Below are 14,603 nucleotides of genomic sequence, written 5' to 3' on the forward strand. Positions count from 1 at the left end.
GTACGCGCCCCGCCGCAGCGCAAGTGCACAACGCATCAAACCCCTGATACCTTCCGCACCATGACCTACCTGCTCGCACTCGACCAAGGCACCTCCAGCTCCCGCAGCATCGTCTTTGACGAGCAGGGGCACATCGTGGCGCAGGCGCAGCTGGAGCTGCCGCAGATCTACCCCCAGCCCGGCCGGGTGGAGCACGACCCACTGGAAATCTGGCGCACCCAGCTGGCTACGGCGCGCGATGCGTTGGCCAAGGCCGGCATTGCCGCCAGTGCCGTGCGCGCCGTGGGCATCACCAACCAGCGCGAGACTACCGTGCTGTGGAACCGCAAGACTGGCCAACCCGTGCACCACGCCATCGTCTGGCAAGACCGCCGCGCCGAGCCCGCCTGCGCCCATCTGCGCAGCCAGGGCCACGCGGCCACCATCCAGGCCAAGACCGGGCTGCTGGTGGACGCGTATTTCTCGGGCACCAAGCTGCAGTGGCTGCTGGACAACGTGCCCGGCGCGCGCGATGCGGCCGAACGCGGCGAGCTGGCCTTTGGCACGGTGGACAGCTGGCTGATGTGGAAGCTCACCCACGGACAGGTGCATGTGACGGACGTGAGCAACGCCTCGCGCACCATGCTGTTCAACGTGCACACCAACCAGTGGGACGATGAGCTGCTGGCGCTGCTGCGGATCCCCAGATCGCTGATGCCCGAGGTACAGCCATCAAGCTCGCACTTTTGCGACATCGCCGCCGACCTGCTGGGCCACGCCGCGCCCGTGGGCGGTGTGGCAGGCGACCAGCAAAGCGCGCTGTTCGGCCAGGCCTGTTTTACCGCCGGCATGGCCAAGAACACCTATGGCACGGGCTGCTTCATGCTGATGCACACGGGCGGCAAGTTCCAGACATCGCACAACGGCCTGCTCACCACCAGTGCAGCGCAGACGGGCCGCCAGCCCGAGTTTGCGATGGAGGGCAGCGTCTTCGTCGGTGGCGCCGTGGTGCAGTGGCTGCGCGACGGTCTGCGCGCCATCTCGACCAGCAGCGAGGTCGAATCGCTGGCGCAAAGCGTGCCGGATTCGGGCGGCGTGATGATGGTGCCCGCCTTCACCGGCCTGGGCGCCCCGTATTGGAAGCCCGACTCGCGCGGCACCATCACGGGCCTCACGCGCGGCACCACGCTGGGCCACATTGCGCGGGCCGCCCTGGAGAGCATTGCCTACCAAAGCGCCGCCCTGCTTTTGGCCATGAGCCGTGATGCCGTGGCCGCTGGCGGCGCACCGGTCAGCGAGCTGCGCGTGGACGGCGGTGCCTGCATCAACGACCTGCTCATGCAGTTCCAGGCCGACCTGCTGGGCATCCCGGTGGTGCGCCCTGCGGTCATCGAGACCACGGCGCTGGGCGCCGCCTACCTGGCAGGGCTGTCGAGCGGCGTGTACCGCAGCACGGATGAGCTGTCGCAACTCTGGCGCGCCGATCGCCGCTTTGTGCCGACCCTGAGCAACGCGCGTGCCCAGGAGCTGATGGCGAACTGGGAGCATGCGGTGCGGCAAACGACAGCGGCGTGAGATAGGAACACGCCACTGAGTCGCCTTCGGCGCCCCGGCACAGCCGCCAGGGGCGGCGGTTCTTCGGGCACGTCAATCGCACATTCCGGGCCCCGCCCCCCAACGAGGGCGGCTTCGCACGGTTCGGCGCTACCATCGTGGCCCGTTCACATTCGCGCGACCGCCCCATGACCGCCCCCACGTCCTCAACCGCCAGCCCGCAACTCCCTACCATCGCCTTCATCGGCGGCGGCAACATGGCCAGCGCCATCATTGGCGGGCTGATCCACCAGGGCCACCCGGCCAGCCAGATTGAGGTGGTCGAACCCTGGGCCGAGGCGCGCGACGCGCTGCGCAAGAACTACGGCATTGAAGCCCAGCCTGAAGCCGGCCCCGCCTTGCAGCGTGCGCGCATCGTGGTCTGGGCCGTCAAGCCCCAGACCTTCAAGGACGCCGCTGCCCAGGCGAAGGCCCACACAACAAACGCCCTGCACCTCAGCGTGGCCGCCGGCATCCGCTCGGGCAGCATCGCCCAATGGCTGGGCACCGAGCGCATCGTGCGCACCATGCCCAATACACCGGCCCTGGTGGGCAAGGGCATGAGCGCGCTGTATGCCCGCCCTGCGGTGGACGCGACCGAGCGCGAGAGCGTGGAGGCCATCATGGCGTCCACCGGCGAGTTCCTGTGGGTAGACAGCGAACCCCAGCTCGACGCCGTCACCGCCCTGTCGGGCTCGGGCCCCGCCTATGTGTTCTATTTCCTCGAAGCCATGACACGCGCCGGCATGGGCATGGGCCTCTCCAACGCACAGGCACACCAGCTGGCCGTGGGCACCTTTGTGGGTGCGTCAGAACTGGCCCGCCGCTCCGACGAGCCCCCGGCCGTGCTGCGCCAGCGCGTCACGTCCAAGGGCGGCACGACTTACGCAGCCTTGCAGTCCATGGAAGCGGATGGCGTGGGCGCCGCTTTCGAGCGCGCCATGGAAGCCGCGCGCAAGCGGGCCGATGAACTGGGGGATGAATTTGGGGCGTGAACGTTGGGGCGCGGAGAGGTTCGTTGCAGCCCCCTAGCCCCGGCACGCGGAGGGCCCCGGCCACCAGGCGACGCAGCCAGCGCCCGTTATCCGCGTGACTCAATATCCAGCCCGTGCCTGCGGGCACTTCGCCTTGCTGGCAGGTTTGATCTCCACCACCTGCCAACTGGCATCCAGCATCCAGGCGCTGGCCCGTTTGCGCGTGACCTGCTGGCCTTTGCCCAGGCTGCTGACATTGACCGCGACGGCCTTGTCAGATTTTCCGTAGCGGCATTCCACCTCAAACTCCAGGCCTTCCCTGGCGCTGACCATTGGCAAGGGAACCTCCACCAGCTTCAACGGCGGTTTGGCCAATTCGGCGGGGGGCAAGCTGTCGTAGACGCTGCTGGCGTCCACCACAAACCCTGCGCGCGAAAAATGCTCCAAGCCACTGGCAGGCGCAGCGCCGCCGGATGAGCGCACCCAGAACCCTGCGCTCTTGCCCGCCACGGTGTCCGACGACAGTGGCGCCCACTGCTGGCGCAATTCTTTGCGCGACGGCAACGCTGCGCTGGCGGGTGCGGATGCCATTGCAGGGACAGCCGCCGCGGCAGGCGCCGCCGCAGCCATGGCTTTTGGGGCCGGTGCTGCCTTCGCTGCAGGCGCGGCGGCTTCCTCGCCCTGGAACCTGTACTTGCCGTCAAACGGCACATCCCCCCAGGCACTGGCACAGGCCTCGACATGCAACTGCATGCCCCCCGCTGCGCGCTTCAAGGTCATCGTGCAACGGCCTTCGCGAAAATCCCAGCCGCCAGGCGCGTCGGCCAACTTGCCTTCGCCAGCGCCACTGCGCAATTGGCCCGGCTTGCCCATCTCGGACACCTCCAGCGTGAACTTGCCGTTGGATTTGACGGTGAGCAACCGCTCAAAACGGCTGTCGCTGGCCTCATAGACACCCGCTTTGGGGTAAGGGCTGTAGTCGGCCGCCAACACGGGCGCCGTCAGACACGACAGCACCACGCCCACGGACAAGAAACGCAGGGCACGCGCAGTGTTTGTTTTGTTTTTCATGCTGCCAGGGAGAAGGAGTTTTTATGATCAGGGACACACGCCGCACGCCCAACGCTGCGGCAGGCAGTGTCGCCCTGCGGCGGGCTTTGCATTGCGCTGCCGTGCGGCGGCGCGATCTTACCGACCGGGGTGCGATCTTTGGGGCTCCTTGGCACAATCGCTCGGCCATGTCACAACTCTTACATCCCTTTGAAGCCTGGCACCACACGTCATGCGCTGCCGACGGCACCGTGGTGGTTCCGGATGGTTGCCGTGACCTGATCCTGCATGCCCTCCCCCACCAGCCGCCCACCTGGTTTGTGACCGACCTGGCGGACAGCACCTACACCGTACCCGGCACGGTGGGCGAGCGCTACTGGGGGTTTCGCATGCAGCCGGGCACGCAGGTAGATGCAGAGCGCCTGCTGGCCCTGCTGCAGAGTCAAACCATGAACGAACCCCACGATGCCCTGCCGTTGCTGCACGACTGCATGGCGCTGGATACGCGGGTGGCCGATGCCCTGCAAAGCCTGGCGCGCCACAGCCAGGTGGCCCAGGCAGCGCGGCAACTGGGCGTGTCGGAGCGCACCCTGCAACGGCTGGTGCAGGCCGCAACCGGCCGTGCGCCGGCCTATTGGAAGTGCCTGGCCCGCGTGCGCCGTGCTGCGCAGGCGTTACCGGGGGCACCGTCGCTCGCGGAGTGCGCAGCGGACCATGGCTACACCGACCAGGCCCACATGACGCGCGAATTTGGTCGTTGGCTGGGCCGCACGCCCGCAGCGGTGGTGGCTTCGCCGCAGTGGCTTGCGGCTATTGGCGCTTCTGGCTATTGCTGATGGAGCACGCCAATCCCAGGTAGTGGGACACCTGCTTGGCGGTGAGATCTTCTACCGTGCGCAATTTGAGATGCCTGCGCTGTTTTCCCGCCCCCTCCAGCACCTTGAATGCGTCCGGGAGCTGGGCGCCGTCGCCAAACTCCAGCGACACATGCTGGGTGTACGCAAACAGGCCACAAAAGGGCTGGGGTGCCGAGAAGAGGATGCCGCCGTATTTGACCTCCTCGCGCACATCCGGCCCCAGGGCAAGAACAAGGGCGCGGGCGCCCAGCAGCAAGCCGTGTTGCTCTGGATGGTGCTGCTTAATGTCCAGCAGCAGTTGATGGACGCGGTCTTCGGCCATGGATGGAGAGGTGCGATAAGGGGTTTGAATGAAAGATGCCGACTGGCTGGAGGCTCTGAGGCAATGTAGCGAAGGGCGTGGAAACCGGCTTGTAAAAACCCGCCACCAAATCGCTGACCAGCCCGGCCCGCACGCCGCAGTCAGCCCGTCACACCCAGCCACCGCAGCAGATAGCTGCCCGCAATGCCCGCAAACACCGTGGCACCCAGCCAGTGGTTCACGCGGAATGCCTTGAAACACCCTTCGCGCGAGCGCGTGCGGATCAGCGTGAAATGCCACAGCACCTGCGCCAAGGCTACGATTAACGCTACACAAAAAATAGCACCCAACGTATACCCATCAAGCGCCAGAACCCAAATTGACAAGAAAAGCAGGTAGAACACCACAATGGCGGCCACATCCAGACGGCCCAGGGTGATGGCCGAGGTCTTGATGCCGATCCGGAGGTCATCGTCGCGGTCCACCATCGCGTATTCGGTGTCATAGGCCAGCACCCAGAACAGGTTGCCCAGCCACATCCACCAAGCTACGGCTGGCACGCTGCCCTGCACGGCGGCAAACGCGATCACGATGCCGAAGTTGAACGCGATGCCCAGCACCGCCTGCGGCATGGCGATGATGCGTTTGGTAAAGGGATAGGCAATAGCCACCAGCACGGCGGGCACCGACCAGGCAATGGCGGCGGTGTTGGTGGTGAGCACCAGGCCAAACGCCAGCAGCGCCAGCACGGCCCCCAAGGCCAGCGCCTCCTTCACGCCCACTGCACCCGTGGTCACCGGGCGTTGTGCGGTGCGCTTGACGTGTTTGTCGAAGTCGCGGTCGGCCACGTCGTTCACGCAGCAGCCGGCGCTGCGCATGAGGATGGTGCCCAGCACGAACACCACCAGCAGGTGCCAGCCCGGGAATCCGTCGGCCGCAATCCACAGGGCGGAGAGCGTGGGCCACAGGCACACCAGCCAGCCCGCGGGCCGGTCCCAGCGGATGAGATCAAGGTACAGGGCGAAGCGGCTGCGCGGGGTGACGGACGGCATGCGTTGGCGAGTGCGGAAGGGTTTTCGGAAACCCGCCGAACGTGCGGGCGCACCGAATGTAGCAGCAGAGTCTCCCATGCCCACCCACCGGGCGGGCACGGCTTGGAAGCGGCTAAAGGAGGCGCGCGACCACCGGCGTCAACGCCTGCGCCAGCCGCGCATGCTGGTCTGCATCCAGGTGCACGCCGTCCACCGGGCTGGCCGTGACCACCTGGCCCGCATCCAGAAAGTGGCAGTCCAGCGCGCGGGTCACTTCCTCCAGGGCGGCTGCCATGCCAACGCACCGCAGGTCGCCCCCCTCGAACTTGGGCGTGACCGGGCCGTGCGCCACCGTGATGGGCGGCGGCGCCACCACCAGGATGGGCGGCACCGGCATGCCAGGCTCGATGGGCGCCTGCCGGATGGCCGCCACGATCGCGGCCAGCCCCTGCGACGAATGCCAGGCAGTGTTCTGGTGGCTGGACTGGAAGTCATTGGTGCCCAGCATGAGCACCACCAGCGCCAGCGGGGAGTGGATTTCGATGCGCTGCGCCAGGCCCTGAAGGCCATTGCGGCCGGGCTTGAACGGGTCGTCCCACACGGTGCGCCGGCCATTAAGACAGTCTTCGATCACCCGCACCTCACGCCCCTGCTCAAGCAGGGCCAGCTCCATGGCACCGGGCCAGCGCTGCCCAAACGGCAGGCGCTGGCGGGTGCCCGGCACGATGCCCCACGACAGGGAGTCGGCGTACACCAATACGTGCTGCACCCCGGTGCCTCACTCTTCCAGCAGCGAGCGCAACATCCAGGCCGTCTGCTCGTGCACCGTGAGGCGCTGGGTCAGCAGGTCGGCGGTAGGCTCGTCGCTGGCCTTGTCGGCCAGCGGGAACAGGCTGCGGGCGGTGCGGGCCACGGCCTCATGGCCTTCGACCAGCACCCGCACCATGTCCAGCGCCTTCGGAGGCTTGGCCGGCGCGTCGGGCACCGTGGCCAGCTTGCCGAACTCGGCGTACGAGCCGGGGGCCACATGGCCCAGCGAGCGGATGCGCTCGGCGATCGGGTCCACCGCGTTCCACAGCTCGGTGTACTGCGCCATGAACATGGTGTGCAGCGTGTTGAACATCGGGCCCGTCACGTTCCAGTGGAAGTTGTGTGTGGTCAGGTACAGCGTGTACGTGTCGGCCAGCAGGCGCGACAGGCCCTGGGCGATGGCGGCGCGGTCTTTTTCGCTGATGCCGATGTTGATGGTGGGGGCGGTGGTCTTGGAGGCCTTGGCCATGGAAAGCTCCTTCGTTGGGATGGCGGTCAATCGATGGAATCCGCCGTGCGCTGCGGTCCGGAGGGCTCCGGACCGCAGCGCACGGCGGCTGGTGGTCACTGTAGCGCAGGCGCCAAAGCCATCACTGCATCTGGCTCAAATTCCCGATGCGCACCAGCATCTCGGTGAACATCTGCATGTCCGCGTCCAGGTCCACCACTTCCTTGAACTCCTTGGCGTTGTGGGCCGTGTACTTCTTGCCCGGCATGGCGGGGCCGAAGTTGATGGCGTTCGGCATGAGCTTGGCCGTGGTGCTGCCGGCCGTGGGCACGGGCTTGGCTTCCAGGCCCGTGGTGTCACCAAAGGTGTTGAGCAGCGTGGAGAGCCAGGCGCCCTTGGGGTCGCGGGCCATCCAGTTACCCTGTTGGTGGTCCACCTCCACCGCCACGCCGGCCTGGGTGCCCCAGGCCTTGATCTTGGCCGACGTGGCCTGCGAGAGCGCCTCGGGCGTGCTGCCGCGGGGCATGCGCACGTTCACCAGCACATCGACCTTGCCATCCTTCTCGCGCACGAGGTTGGGCGACATCGTCAGTGGGCCCATGAAGTCGTCGGCATACGCCAGGCCCAGCGTGCGGCCCAGGTAGTCGGTGCCGTACAGGTCGGTGAGGTAACGCACGGCTTGCGCGTAGCCATTGGGGGCCAGCGCCACGCCCGACTCCTTGAGGAACAGCGCCAGGCGCGGCAGCGGGTTCACGCCTTCTTCAGGGCGTGAGCCGTGGGCCGATGCGCCAGTGACCTTGACCTGCACGGCGGCGCCGTCTTGCGTGACGTCGATGCTGAAGACCCCGCCCTGTGGCTTGTATTTCTCGACGAACGCAGCCTTGGCGGCGTTCAGGCGCGCAGCCACATCGGCAGTGTTGCCGCCTTGCAGCTTGGCCGTGGCGGTCTGCGGCACGGCGTTGGTCGATGCGGCGCCGGCCATGGCGGTGATGGCGGTGGCGCTGACGCTGACGCTGGCCACCGATCCCAGCGCGAACGAGGCGCGCAGCGCGCCAGAGCCCTTCTCGGCCACCACGGCGGGGTACTTGCTGTCGAGCACGATGTTGTACTCAGGCAGCGTGGTCTTGGCGCGGTAGTACTTCATCGCGTCGCCGCCGGTTTCTTCCGTCGTCTCGATCATCAGACGGATCGTGCGCGACAGCGGCAGGCCACTTTCCTTCACCGCCTTCATCGCGTAGAGCACGGTGGCGATCGATCCCTTGTCGTCGATCGAGCCCCGGCCGTACAGGTTGCCACCCACGCGCGTGAGCTTGAAGGGGTCCAGGCGCGTGCCATCGTCCAGCACCCATTCATCGGCCACCACGGGCACCACATCGGCGTGCGTGAGGATGCCGAACTCCTCGGGGCCGCTGCCGGGCAGCTTCACTTCAAAGACACGGTTGTCCACGTTGCGGTACTGCAGGCCAAAATCGCGGGCCATGCCCTCCACCAGCGCACCGAAGGCAATGATGGACTTGTCTTCGTGCGGCGGCACCTTCTCGGACCTGAACGTGGGGAGCGCCACCATCTTGGCGGTGGTGTCGATCACTGCCGCCTGGTTGTGCAGGCGGTTGTACAGACCGAGCAGACGGCTGATGTTGACCAGGTCGTCCCCGGCCAACGGCTGCTTGGCCGCATAGGCCGAGACGCTGGCGCGCAGCATCGGGTTCTCGCGGGCGGCCTGGGCCAGGAACTCGCCGAAGCTGCCCTGTGCCGCAGCGGGCAGCGAAGCCACCAAGCGGTCCATGTCGGCCTTCTTGACCGTGCCCGCCACGGGGGCGTTCGAGGAGGGAATGCTGGAACATGCGGCCAGGCCCACGGCCAAGCCAGCGGCCATCAGGATCTTCTTCATTGATTGCTTTCCTTGGGTTGTGGAGTGCGCATGGCGCCCGCGGGTTGCATGTGGCGCAACCCCGCAGTGCGGGCGACAGGTTGGTGCCACCCGTGGCGTTTTGTCCTCAGCGAGCTTCTACCGCGCCACACGCCATGCGGGCGAAAGTGTAGTCCCGCCAGGCAGACCCAGGAGGGCTCAGGACAGGCGTTTCACGCCCGGCAGTTCGCATGCGTACACCGCGTTGCGCAACGCCGCGATGGCCTCGTAGCGCGTGAAGCTGCGCCGCCATGCCAGCACCACGCGGCGCACGGGCGGCGGGCCGCCATCTTCCTCGCGGATGGGCAGGTAGCGGATGTAGGTCTCGTCGCTCTTGCGGCGGCGCGACACGGTGAGCAGCGCATCGCGCGGCACCGACAGGCGCGGCACCAGTGTCACGCCCATGCCCGCCGCCACCATGTGCTTGATGGTCTCCAGCGAAGAGCCTTCGAACGACTTGCGGATGCCCTCGGCATTGCTCGCAAAACGTGCGAATTCGGGGCAGACCTCGAGCACATGGTCGCGAAAGCAGTGGCCCGCGCCAAGCAGCAGCATGGTTTCGCTCTTGAGTTCAGCCGCCGTCACGGACTTCTTGGTCGCCAGCGGATGCGAGCTGGGCACCGCTGCCATGAAAGGCTCGTCATACAGCGGCGCCATGGCCAGCCCCGTGTCCGGGAAGGGCTCGGCCAGAATGGCGCAATCGATCTCGCCCGTGCGCAGCATCTCCAGCAGCTTCACCGTGAAGTTCTCCTGCAGCATCAGCGGCATCTGCGGGTTGCGCACGATCGACTGGCGCACCAGCTCGGGCAGCAGGTAAGGGCCGATGGTGTAGATCACGCCCAGTGTGAGCGGCCCCGCCAGCGGGTCCTTGCCGCGTTTGGCGATCTCCTTGATGGCCGCCGCCTGCTCCAGCACGCTCTGCGCCTGGCGCACGATCTCTTCGCCCAGCGGCGTGACGGAGACCTCGCCCGCGCTGCGCTCAAAGAGCTTCACATCGAGCTCTTCTTCCAGCTTCTTGATGGCCACCGACAGCGTGGGCTGCGATACATAACAGGCGTCGGCCGCATGACCGAAGTGTTTCTCCCGCGCCACGGCAACGATGTACTTGAGTTCGGTGAGGGTCATGGTGTGTTCCAGCAGGCCGTTTCATGCCTTGAGATAGTCGGATTTTCCACCCAACCAGCGCGCCACGTGCTTTGCGGCCAATTCCGGGTGGCGATCCAGCATCACCGGAGCCAGCTCACGCGCCCATTCCAGCAGGTGCGTGTCAGTGGCCAAGTCGGCAAAACGCAGCAGCGCGTCGCCCGACTGGCGTGCGCCCAGGAACTCGCCAGGGCCCCGTATTTCGAGGTCGCGCCGGGCGATTTCGAAGCCATCGTTGGTCTCGGCCATGGCGCGCAGGCGCTCCTTGGCAGTTTCGCCCACACGGCCACTGTCGTTGGTGGCATACAGCAGCACGCAGGCCGATGCGGCCGCACCGCGCCCCACCCGGCCGCGCAGCTGGTGCAGCTGGGAGAGGCCAAAACGCTCGGCATGCTCGATGACCATGAGCGAGGCGTTGGGCACGTCCACGCCGACCTCGATCACGGTGGTGCTCACCAGCACGCCCATCTGGCCGCTGGTGAACAGCGCCATCACGGCCTTCTTCTCGGCCGTGGGCATGCGCGAATGCAACAGCCCGACCATGCAACCCGGCAGGGCTTCGCTCAGATCAGCGTGGGTGGCCGTGGCGTTACTCAGATCCAACGCCTCGCTCTCTTCGATCAGCGGGCACACCCAGTACACCTGCCGCCCAGCCTCCACCTGCGCGCCGATGCGTGCAATCACCTCGTCCTTGCGGCTGTCGGCGATGAGCTTGGTGACGATGGGGGTGCGGCCCGGGGGCAGCTCGTCGATGACGGAGACATCCAGGTCGGCGTAGTAGCTCATGGCCAGCGTGCGCGGGATAGGGGTGGCACTCATCATGAGCATGTGCGGCTCCATACCGTGGGCGGCCAGCTTCTGCCGCAGCGCCAGCCGCTGCGCCACGCCAAAGCGGTGCTGCTCGTCGATGATGGCCAGCGCCAAGTTCTTGAACTGCACCTGCTCCTGGATCACGGCGTGGGTGCCCACCACCAGCGCGGCCTCGCCGCTGGCCACCAGTGCGAGCATGGCGGTGCGGTCCTTCTTCTTTTGCCCGCCCACCAGCCAGGCCACCTTGCGGCCGCGCGCGGCCAGCAGGGGTTCGAGCCAGCCGATCATCTTGGCGAAATGTTGCTCGGCCAGGATTTCGGTGGGCGCCATCAGCGCGCACTGCCAGCCCGCGTCCATGGCCAGGCAGGCGGCCAGGGCCGACACCACCGTTTTGCCCGACCCGACGTCGCCCTGCAGCAGCCGGTGCATGGGCACCTTGCGGGCCAGGTCGGCCGCAATCTCTTCGCCCACGCGGCGCTGCGCCGCCGTGAGGCTGAACGGCAGCACGGCCAGCAGCTGCTCGTGCAGCGGCAAGGAACCGTCTGCGGCTTTTTGCGCGCGCAACACGGGCGCACGCAGCATGTCGCGCGCGCGGCGCGATTGCTGCTGCGACAGCTGCTGGGCCAGCAGCTCCTCGGCCTTGAGGCGCTGCCACGCGGGGTGGCTGTGGTCTTCCAGCGTGGACAGCGCCACATCGGGCGTGGGGTGGTGCAAAAAAGTGAGCGCCTCGCGCAAGCTGAACAAGCGCTGGAGGCCATTTTTGCTATAAAAATGGGCCAAAGGCGGCTCGACAGCGGATGGCAAGGTGTCTGACAAATCCACCCGGGCCAGCGCGCCGACCACGGCACGGCGCAGGTAGGGCTGTGGCAAACCGGCGGTGGTGGGGTAGACCGGCGTCAGCGCGGCGGGCAGTTCGCCACCCGCTGCGCGAAACGCGGGGTGCATCATTTGTCGCCCCCAGAAGCCGCCCTTGATTTCGCCCCGGATGCGCAGGCGCGCACCCACGGCCAGGGTCTTCTGGTGCGAGGGGTAGAAGCTGAAGAAACGCAGTTCGCACGCCCCGGTGTCGTCCTCCACCTGCACCAGCAGCTGGCGGCGCGGGCGCAGCTGAATTTCGCTGGAGGTCACCGTGGCTTCGATCTGCACCATCTGCCCATCGCGCGCATTGGCCAGCGGGGTGATGCGGGTTTCATCTTCATAGCGCAGGGGCAGGTGCAGGGCCAGGTCGATGTCGCGCCGAAGGCCCAGCTTCTGCAGCGCCTTCTGCGCCACCGACGCGCCGCCCTTGACCACGGCAGGAGGTGCCGGAGCCTTGGCGTTGCGGGAAACTCTGGGGGCGGCGGCGGGCATGTAGCGGGTTCTACGAACGGCAGGGACTGGGCAAAAAGGCTACCATGGTTACCGTTGCTCACACCTGAAGGTGGGCGTTTTTTCCGAGCCCAGGGTTCTCGTCATGCTCAAGCGCATCCACATTCAACATCTCACCCTGGGCATGTATCTGCACGAGTTCTGCGGCTCGTGGATGGACCACCCCTTCTGGCGGGCCAAGTTCCTCCTCAAGGAACCCAAGGATCTGGCCCGCATCCAGTCCACGGCGATCCAGGAGTGCTGGATTGACACCAGCAAGGGGCTGGACGTGGCGCCAGGCACCGTGTCGGTTTCGCGCGAAGAGGCCGATGCCCAGATTGACACCGACTTCAGCCGTCTGGAGGACCTCCCCCCCCTCAAGGTCACGCTGCCGCCTCCGCCACCGCCGCCGAAGCGGGACCGTAAACCCACGGACATGGCCAGCGAGCTCAAGATGGCCGCTGCCATCTGTGTGAAGTCCAAGCAGGCCGTGGTCTCGATGTTCAATGAGGCCCGCCTGGGCCGCGCGGTGGATACGGCGGGCGCGCAGAGCCTGGTGCAAGAGATCTCGGACTCCGTCACCCGCAACCCGGGCGCGCTCATCAGCCTGGCGCGCCTGAAGACGGCCGACGACTACACCTACATGCATTCGGTGGCCGTGTGCGCGCTCATGGTCGCGCTGGCGCAGCAGCTCAAGCTCAAGGATGACCAGCAGAGGCTGGCCGGCATGGCGGGCCTGTTGCACGACCTGGGCAAGGCCGCCATTCCGCTGAGTGTGCTCAACAAACCCGGCAAGCTCACCGACCAGGAGTTCACCGTGGTGCGCAGCCACCCGGTGGAGGGCTTTCACATGCTCAAGGAAGGCGGCAACGTGCCCGACGCCGTGCTGGATGCCTGCCTGCACCACCATGAAAAGGTCGACGGCTCGGGCTACCCGGACAAGCTCCAGGGGGAGGGTATCAGCGTGATCGCCCGCATGACCGCCGTCTGCGATGTGTACGACGCCATCACCTCCGACCGGCCCTACAAGCGCGGCTGGGACCCCGCCGAGTCGCTGCGCCGCATGGCCGAGTGGACCAAGGACCATTTCGACGCCCGCATCTTCCAGGCCTTTGTGAAAAGCATCGGCATCTACCCTGTGGGCTCGCTCGTGCGCCTGACATCAGGCCGCATCGGCGTGGTCACCGAACAATCGGCCGCCGCGCTCACCGCCCCCACGGTCAAGGTGTTCTTCTCGACCAAGTCCGACCTGCGCATCCCACCCGAAATGGTGGATCTGTCCGCGCCGCACTGCAACGAAAAAATCGTGGCGCGTGAAGACCCCGACAAGTGGCGCTTTCCGGACCTGAACGAGCTGTGGTCGGGCTTTGCCGAAAAGGCCTGGTAGCCCCATGCCCGCACTGATCACCCTCACGCTGAACCCCGCCCTCGACCTGGCCACCACCACCGGCCACGTTGGGCCCACCCACAAGCTGCGCTGCGGCCCGGTGCAGCGTTTCGCGGGCGGCGGCGGCATCAACGTAGCGCGCGTGCTGCACCGCCTGGGCGCCGATGTGCTGGCCTGGACGCTGGCGGGCGGTGCAGCGGGCACACAGGTGCGGCAGCTGCTGGCCAATGAAGGCGTGCCCACGGTGCTGCAACCCATTGCAGGCGATACGCGCGAAAACTTCTCGGTCGTCGAGACCACCACGGGCCAGGAGTTTCGTTTTGTGCTGCCAGGCCCCACGCTGCAAGCCGCCGAATGGCAGGCCTGCCTGGATGCGCTGACGGCGCAACAACCGCCGCCGCGCTGGCTGATCGCCAGCGGCAGCCTGCCACCCGGCACATCCGATAACTTTTACGCCCAGCTGGCGCAGGCCCTGTGCGCCCGGGGGGTGCGCGTGGCCATCGACACCTCGGGCCCACCGCTGGCAGCCGCGCTGCAAGCCGGGGTGGCCCTGGTCAAGCCCAGCCTGCGCGAACTGCGTGAGGTGATGCAACAACCGCTGGAGCACACGGCGGACTGGTGCGCCGCCGCCCAGTCGCTGGTGCACAGCGGCGCCGCCGGGATCGTGGCCCTGTCGGTGGGCGAACAAGGTGCCGTGCTGGCCACGCGGGAGGGCGTGTGGCAGGCGCCCGCCCTCAATGTGCCCGCCACCACGGGCACCACGGGCGCGGGCGACTGTTTCCTGGCGGCCCTGGTCTGGGCGCTGGACCGGGGCGACGCCCCTGCCGAGGCCCTGCGCTGGGGCGTGGCTGCGGGGGCGGCTGCCCTGCTGCACCCTGGCACGACACTGGCCCAGGCCGACGATGTGCAGCGGCTGGTGCACCGCGTACCGGCACCGGTGGCGTTCGCCACGCAGCCATAGCGA

Annotated in this window: 13 protein-coding genes; 5 read left to right on the forward strand and 8 right to left on the reverse strand. The window is 67.1% G+C overall.

What is annotated here, in order from left to right; genetic code table 11:
* Window positions 1-60 precede the first annotated feature (60 nt).
* Window positions 61-1,554 (forward strand): glycerol kinase GlpK, encoded by a 1,494-nt coding sequence (glpK, locus tag IB243_RS21810; protein WP_192429340.1) that lies wholly within the window; start codon window positions 61-63, stop codon window positions 1,552-1,554.
* Window positions 1,555-1,721: 167 nt separating this feature from the next.
* Window positions 1,722-2,567, forward strand: a complete 846-nt coding sequence (gene proC, locus IB243_RS21815) for a pyrroline-5-carboxylate reductase (RefSeq protein ID WP_192429342.1) — start codon at window positions 1,722-1,724, stop codon at window positions 2,565-2,567.
* Between the two features lie 99 nt (window positions 2,568-2,666).
* On the opposite strand, the gene IB243_RS21820 is transcribed toward proC, so the two are convergent.
* On the reverse strand, window positions 2,667-3,617 hold the full coding sequence (locus tag IB243_RS21820; RefSeq protein WP_192429343.1) for a hypothetical protein: 951 nt from the start codon (window positions 3,615-3,617) through the stop codon (window positions 2,667-2,669).
* Window positions 3,618-3,784: 167 nt separating this feature from the next.
* Here IB243_RS21820 and IB243_RS21825 point away from each other — a divergent pair, with 167 nt between their 5' ends.
* Window positions 3,785-4,432 (forward strand): helix-turn-helix domain-containing protein, encoded by a 648-nt coding sequence (locus IB243_RS21825; RefSeq protein WP_192429345.1) that lies wholly within the window; start codon window positions 3,785-3,787, stop codon window positions 4,430-4,432.
* On the opposite strand, the gene IB243_RS21830 is transcribed toward IB243_RS21825, so the two are convergent.
* From IB243_RS21830 to recG, 7 genes are all read right to left on the reverse strand, one after another.
* Window positions 4,407-4,775 (reverse strand): DUF1801 domain-containing protein, encoded by a 369-nt coding sequence (locus tag IB243_RS21830; RefSeq protein ID WP_192429346.1) that lies wholly within the window; start codon window positions 4,773-4,775, stop codon window positions 4,407-4,409. The genes IB243_RS21825 and IB243_RS21830 overlap by 26 nt on opposite strands.
* A 140-nt stretch (window positions 4,776-4,915) precedes the next feature.
* On the reverse strand, window positions 4,916-5,806 hold the full coding sequence (gene ubiA / locus IB243_RS21835; protein WP_192429347.1) for a 4-hydroxybenzoate octaprenyltransferase: 891 nt from the start codon (window positions 5,804-5,806) through the stop codon (window positions 4,916-4,918).
* Between the two features lie 112 nt (window positions 5,807-5,918).
* On the reverse strand, window positions 5,919-6,554 hold the full coding sequence (locus IB243_RS21840; RefSeq protein ID WP_192429348.1) for an SGNH/GDSL hydrolase family protein: 636 nt from the start codon (window positions 6,552-6,554) through the stop codon (window positions 5,919-5,921).
* 9 nt (window positions 6,555-6,563) lie between these two features.
* Window positions 6,564-7,064 carry a Dps family protein gene (locus tag IB243_RS21845; protein WP_010466365.1) on the reverse strand — a complete coding sequence of 167 codons (501 nt, stop codon included), beginning with the start codon at window positions 7,062-7,064 and terminating at the stop codon, window positions 6,564-6,566.
* Window positions 7,065-7,185: 121 nt separating this feature from the next.
* Entirely contained in the window at window positions 7,186-8,934 is a 1,749-nt protein-coding gene (locus tag IB243_RS21850; protein ID WP_192429349.1) for a dipeptidase, read from the reverse strand.
* A gap of 177 nt (window positions 8,935-9,111) precedes the next feature.
* The gene (locus tag IB243_RS21855) at window positions 9,112-10,077 is read right to left on the reverse strand and encodes a LysR substrate-binding domain-containing protein (protein ID WP_010466369.1); all 966 of its coding nucleotides are present in this window, start codon (window positions 10,075-10,077) and stop codon (window positions 9,112-9,114) included.
* A gap of 21 nt (window positions 10,078-10,098) precedes the next feature.
* Window positions 10,099-12,255, reverse strand: a complete 2,157-nt coding sequence (gene recG / locus IB243_RS21860; RefSeq protein WP_192429350.1) for an ATP-dependent DNA helicase RecG — start codon at window positions 12,253-12,255, stop codon at window positions 10,099-10,101.
* A 103-nt stretch (window positions 12,256-12,358) separates the two neighbouring features.
* Here recG and IB243_RS21865 point away from each other — a divergent pair, with 103 nt between their 5' ends.
* Window positions 12,359-13,639: an HD-GYP domain-containing protein gene (locus IB243_RS21865; protein ID WP_192429351.1), complete on the forward strand. Its 1,281-nt coding sequence runs from the start codon at window positions 12,359-12,361 to the stop codon at window positions 13,637-13,639.
* Window positions 13,640-13,643: 4 nt separating this feature from the next.
* Complete coding sequence (locus IB243_RS21870; protein ID WP_192429352.1) at window positions 13,644-14,600, forward strand: 1-phosphofructokinase family hexose kinase; 957 nt, start codon at window positions 13,644-13,646, stop codon at window positions 14,598-14,600.
* Window positions 14,601-14,603: the final 3 nt, after the last annotated feature.

This window comes from Acidovorax sp. ACV01 (genome assembly GCF_014851495.1).
Lineage (GTDB): Bacteria > Pseudomonadota > Gammaproteobacteria > Burkholderiales > Burkholderiaceae_C > Acidovorax > Acidovorax radicis.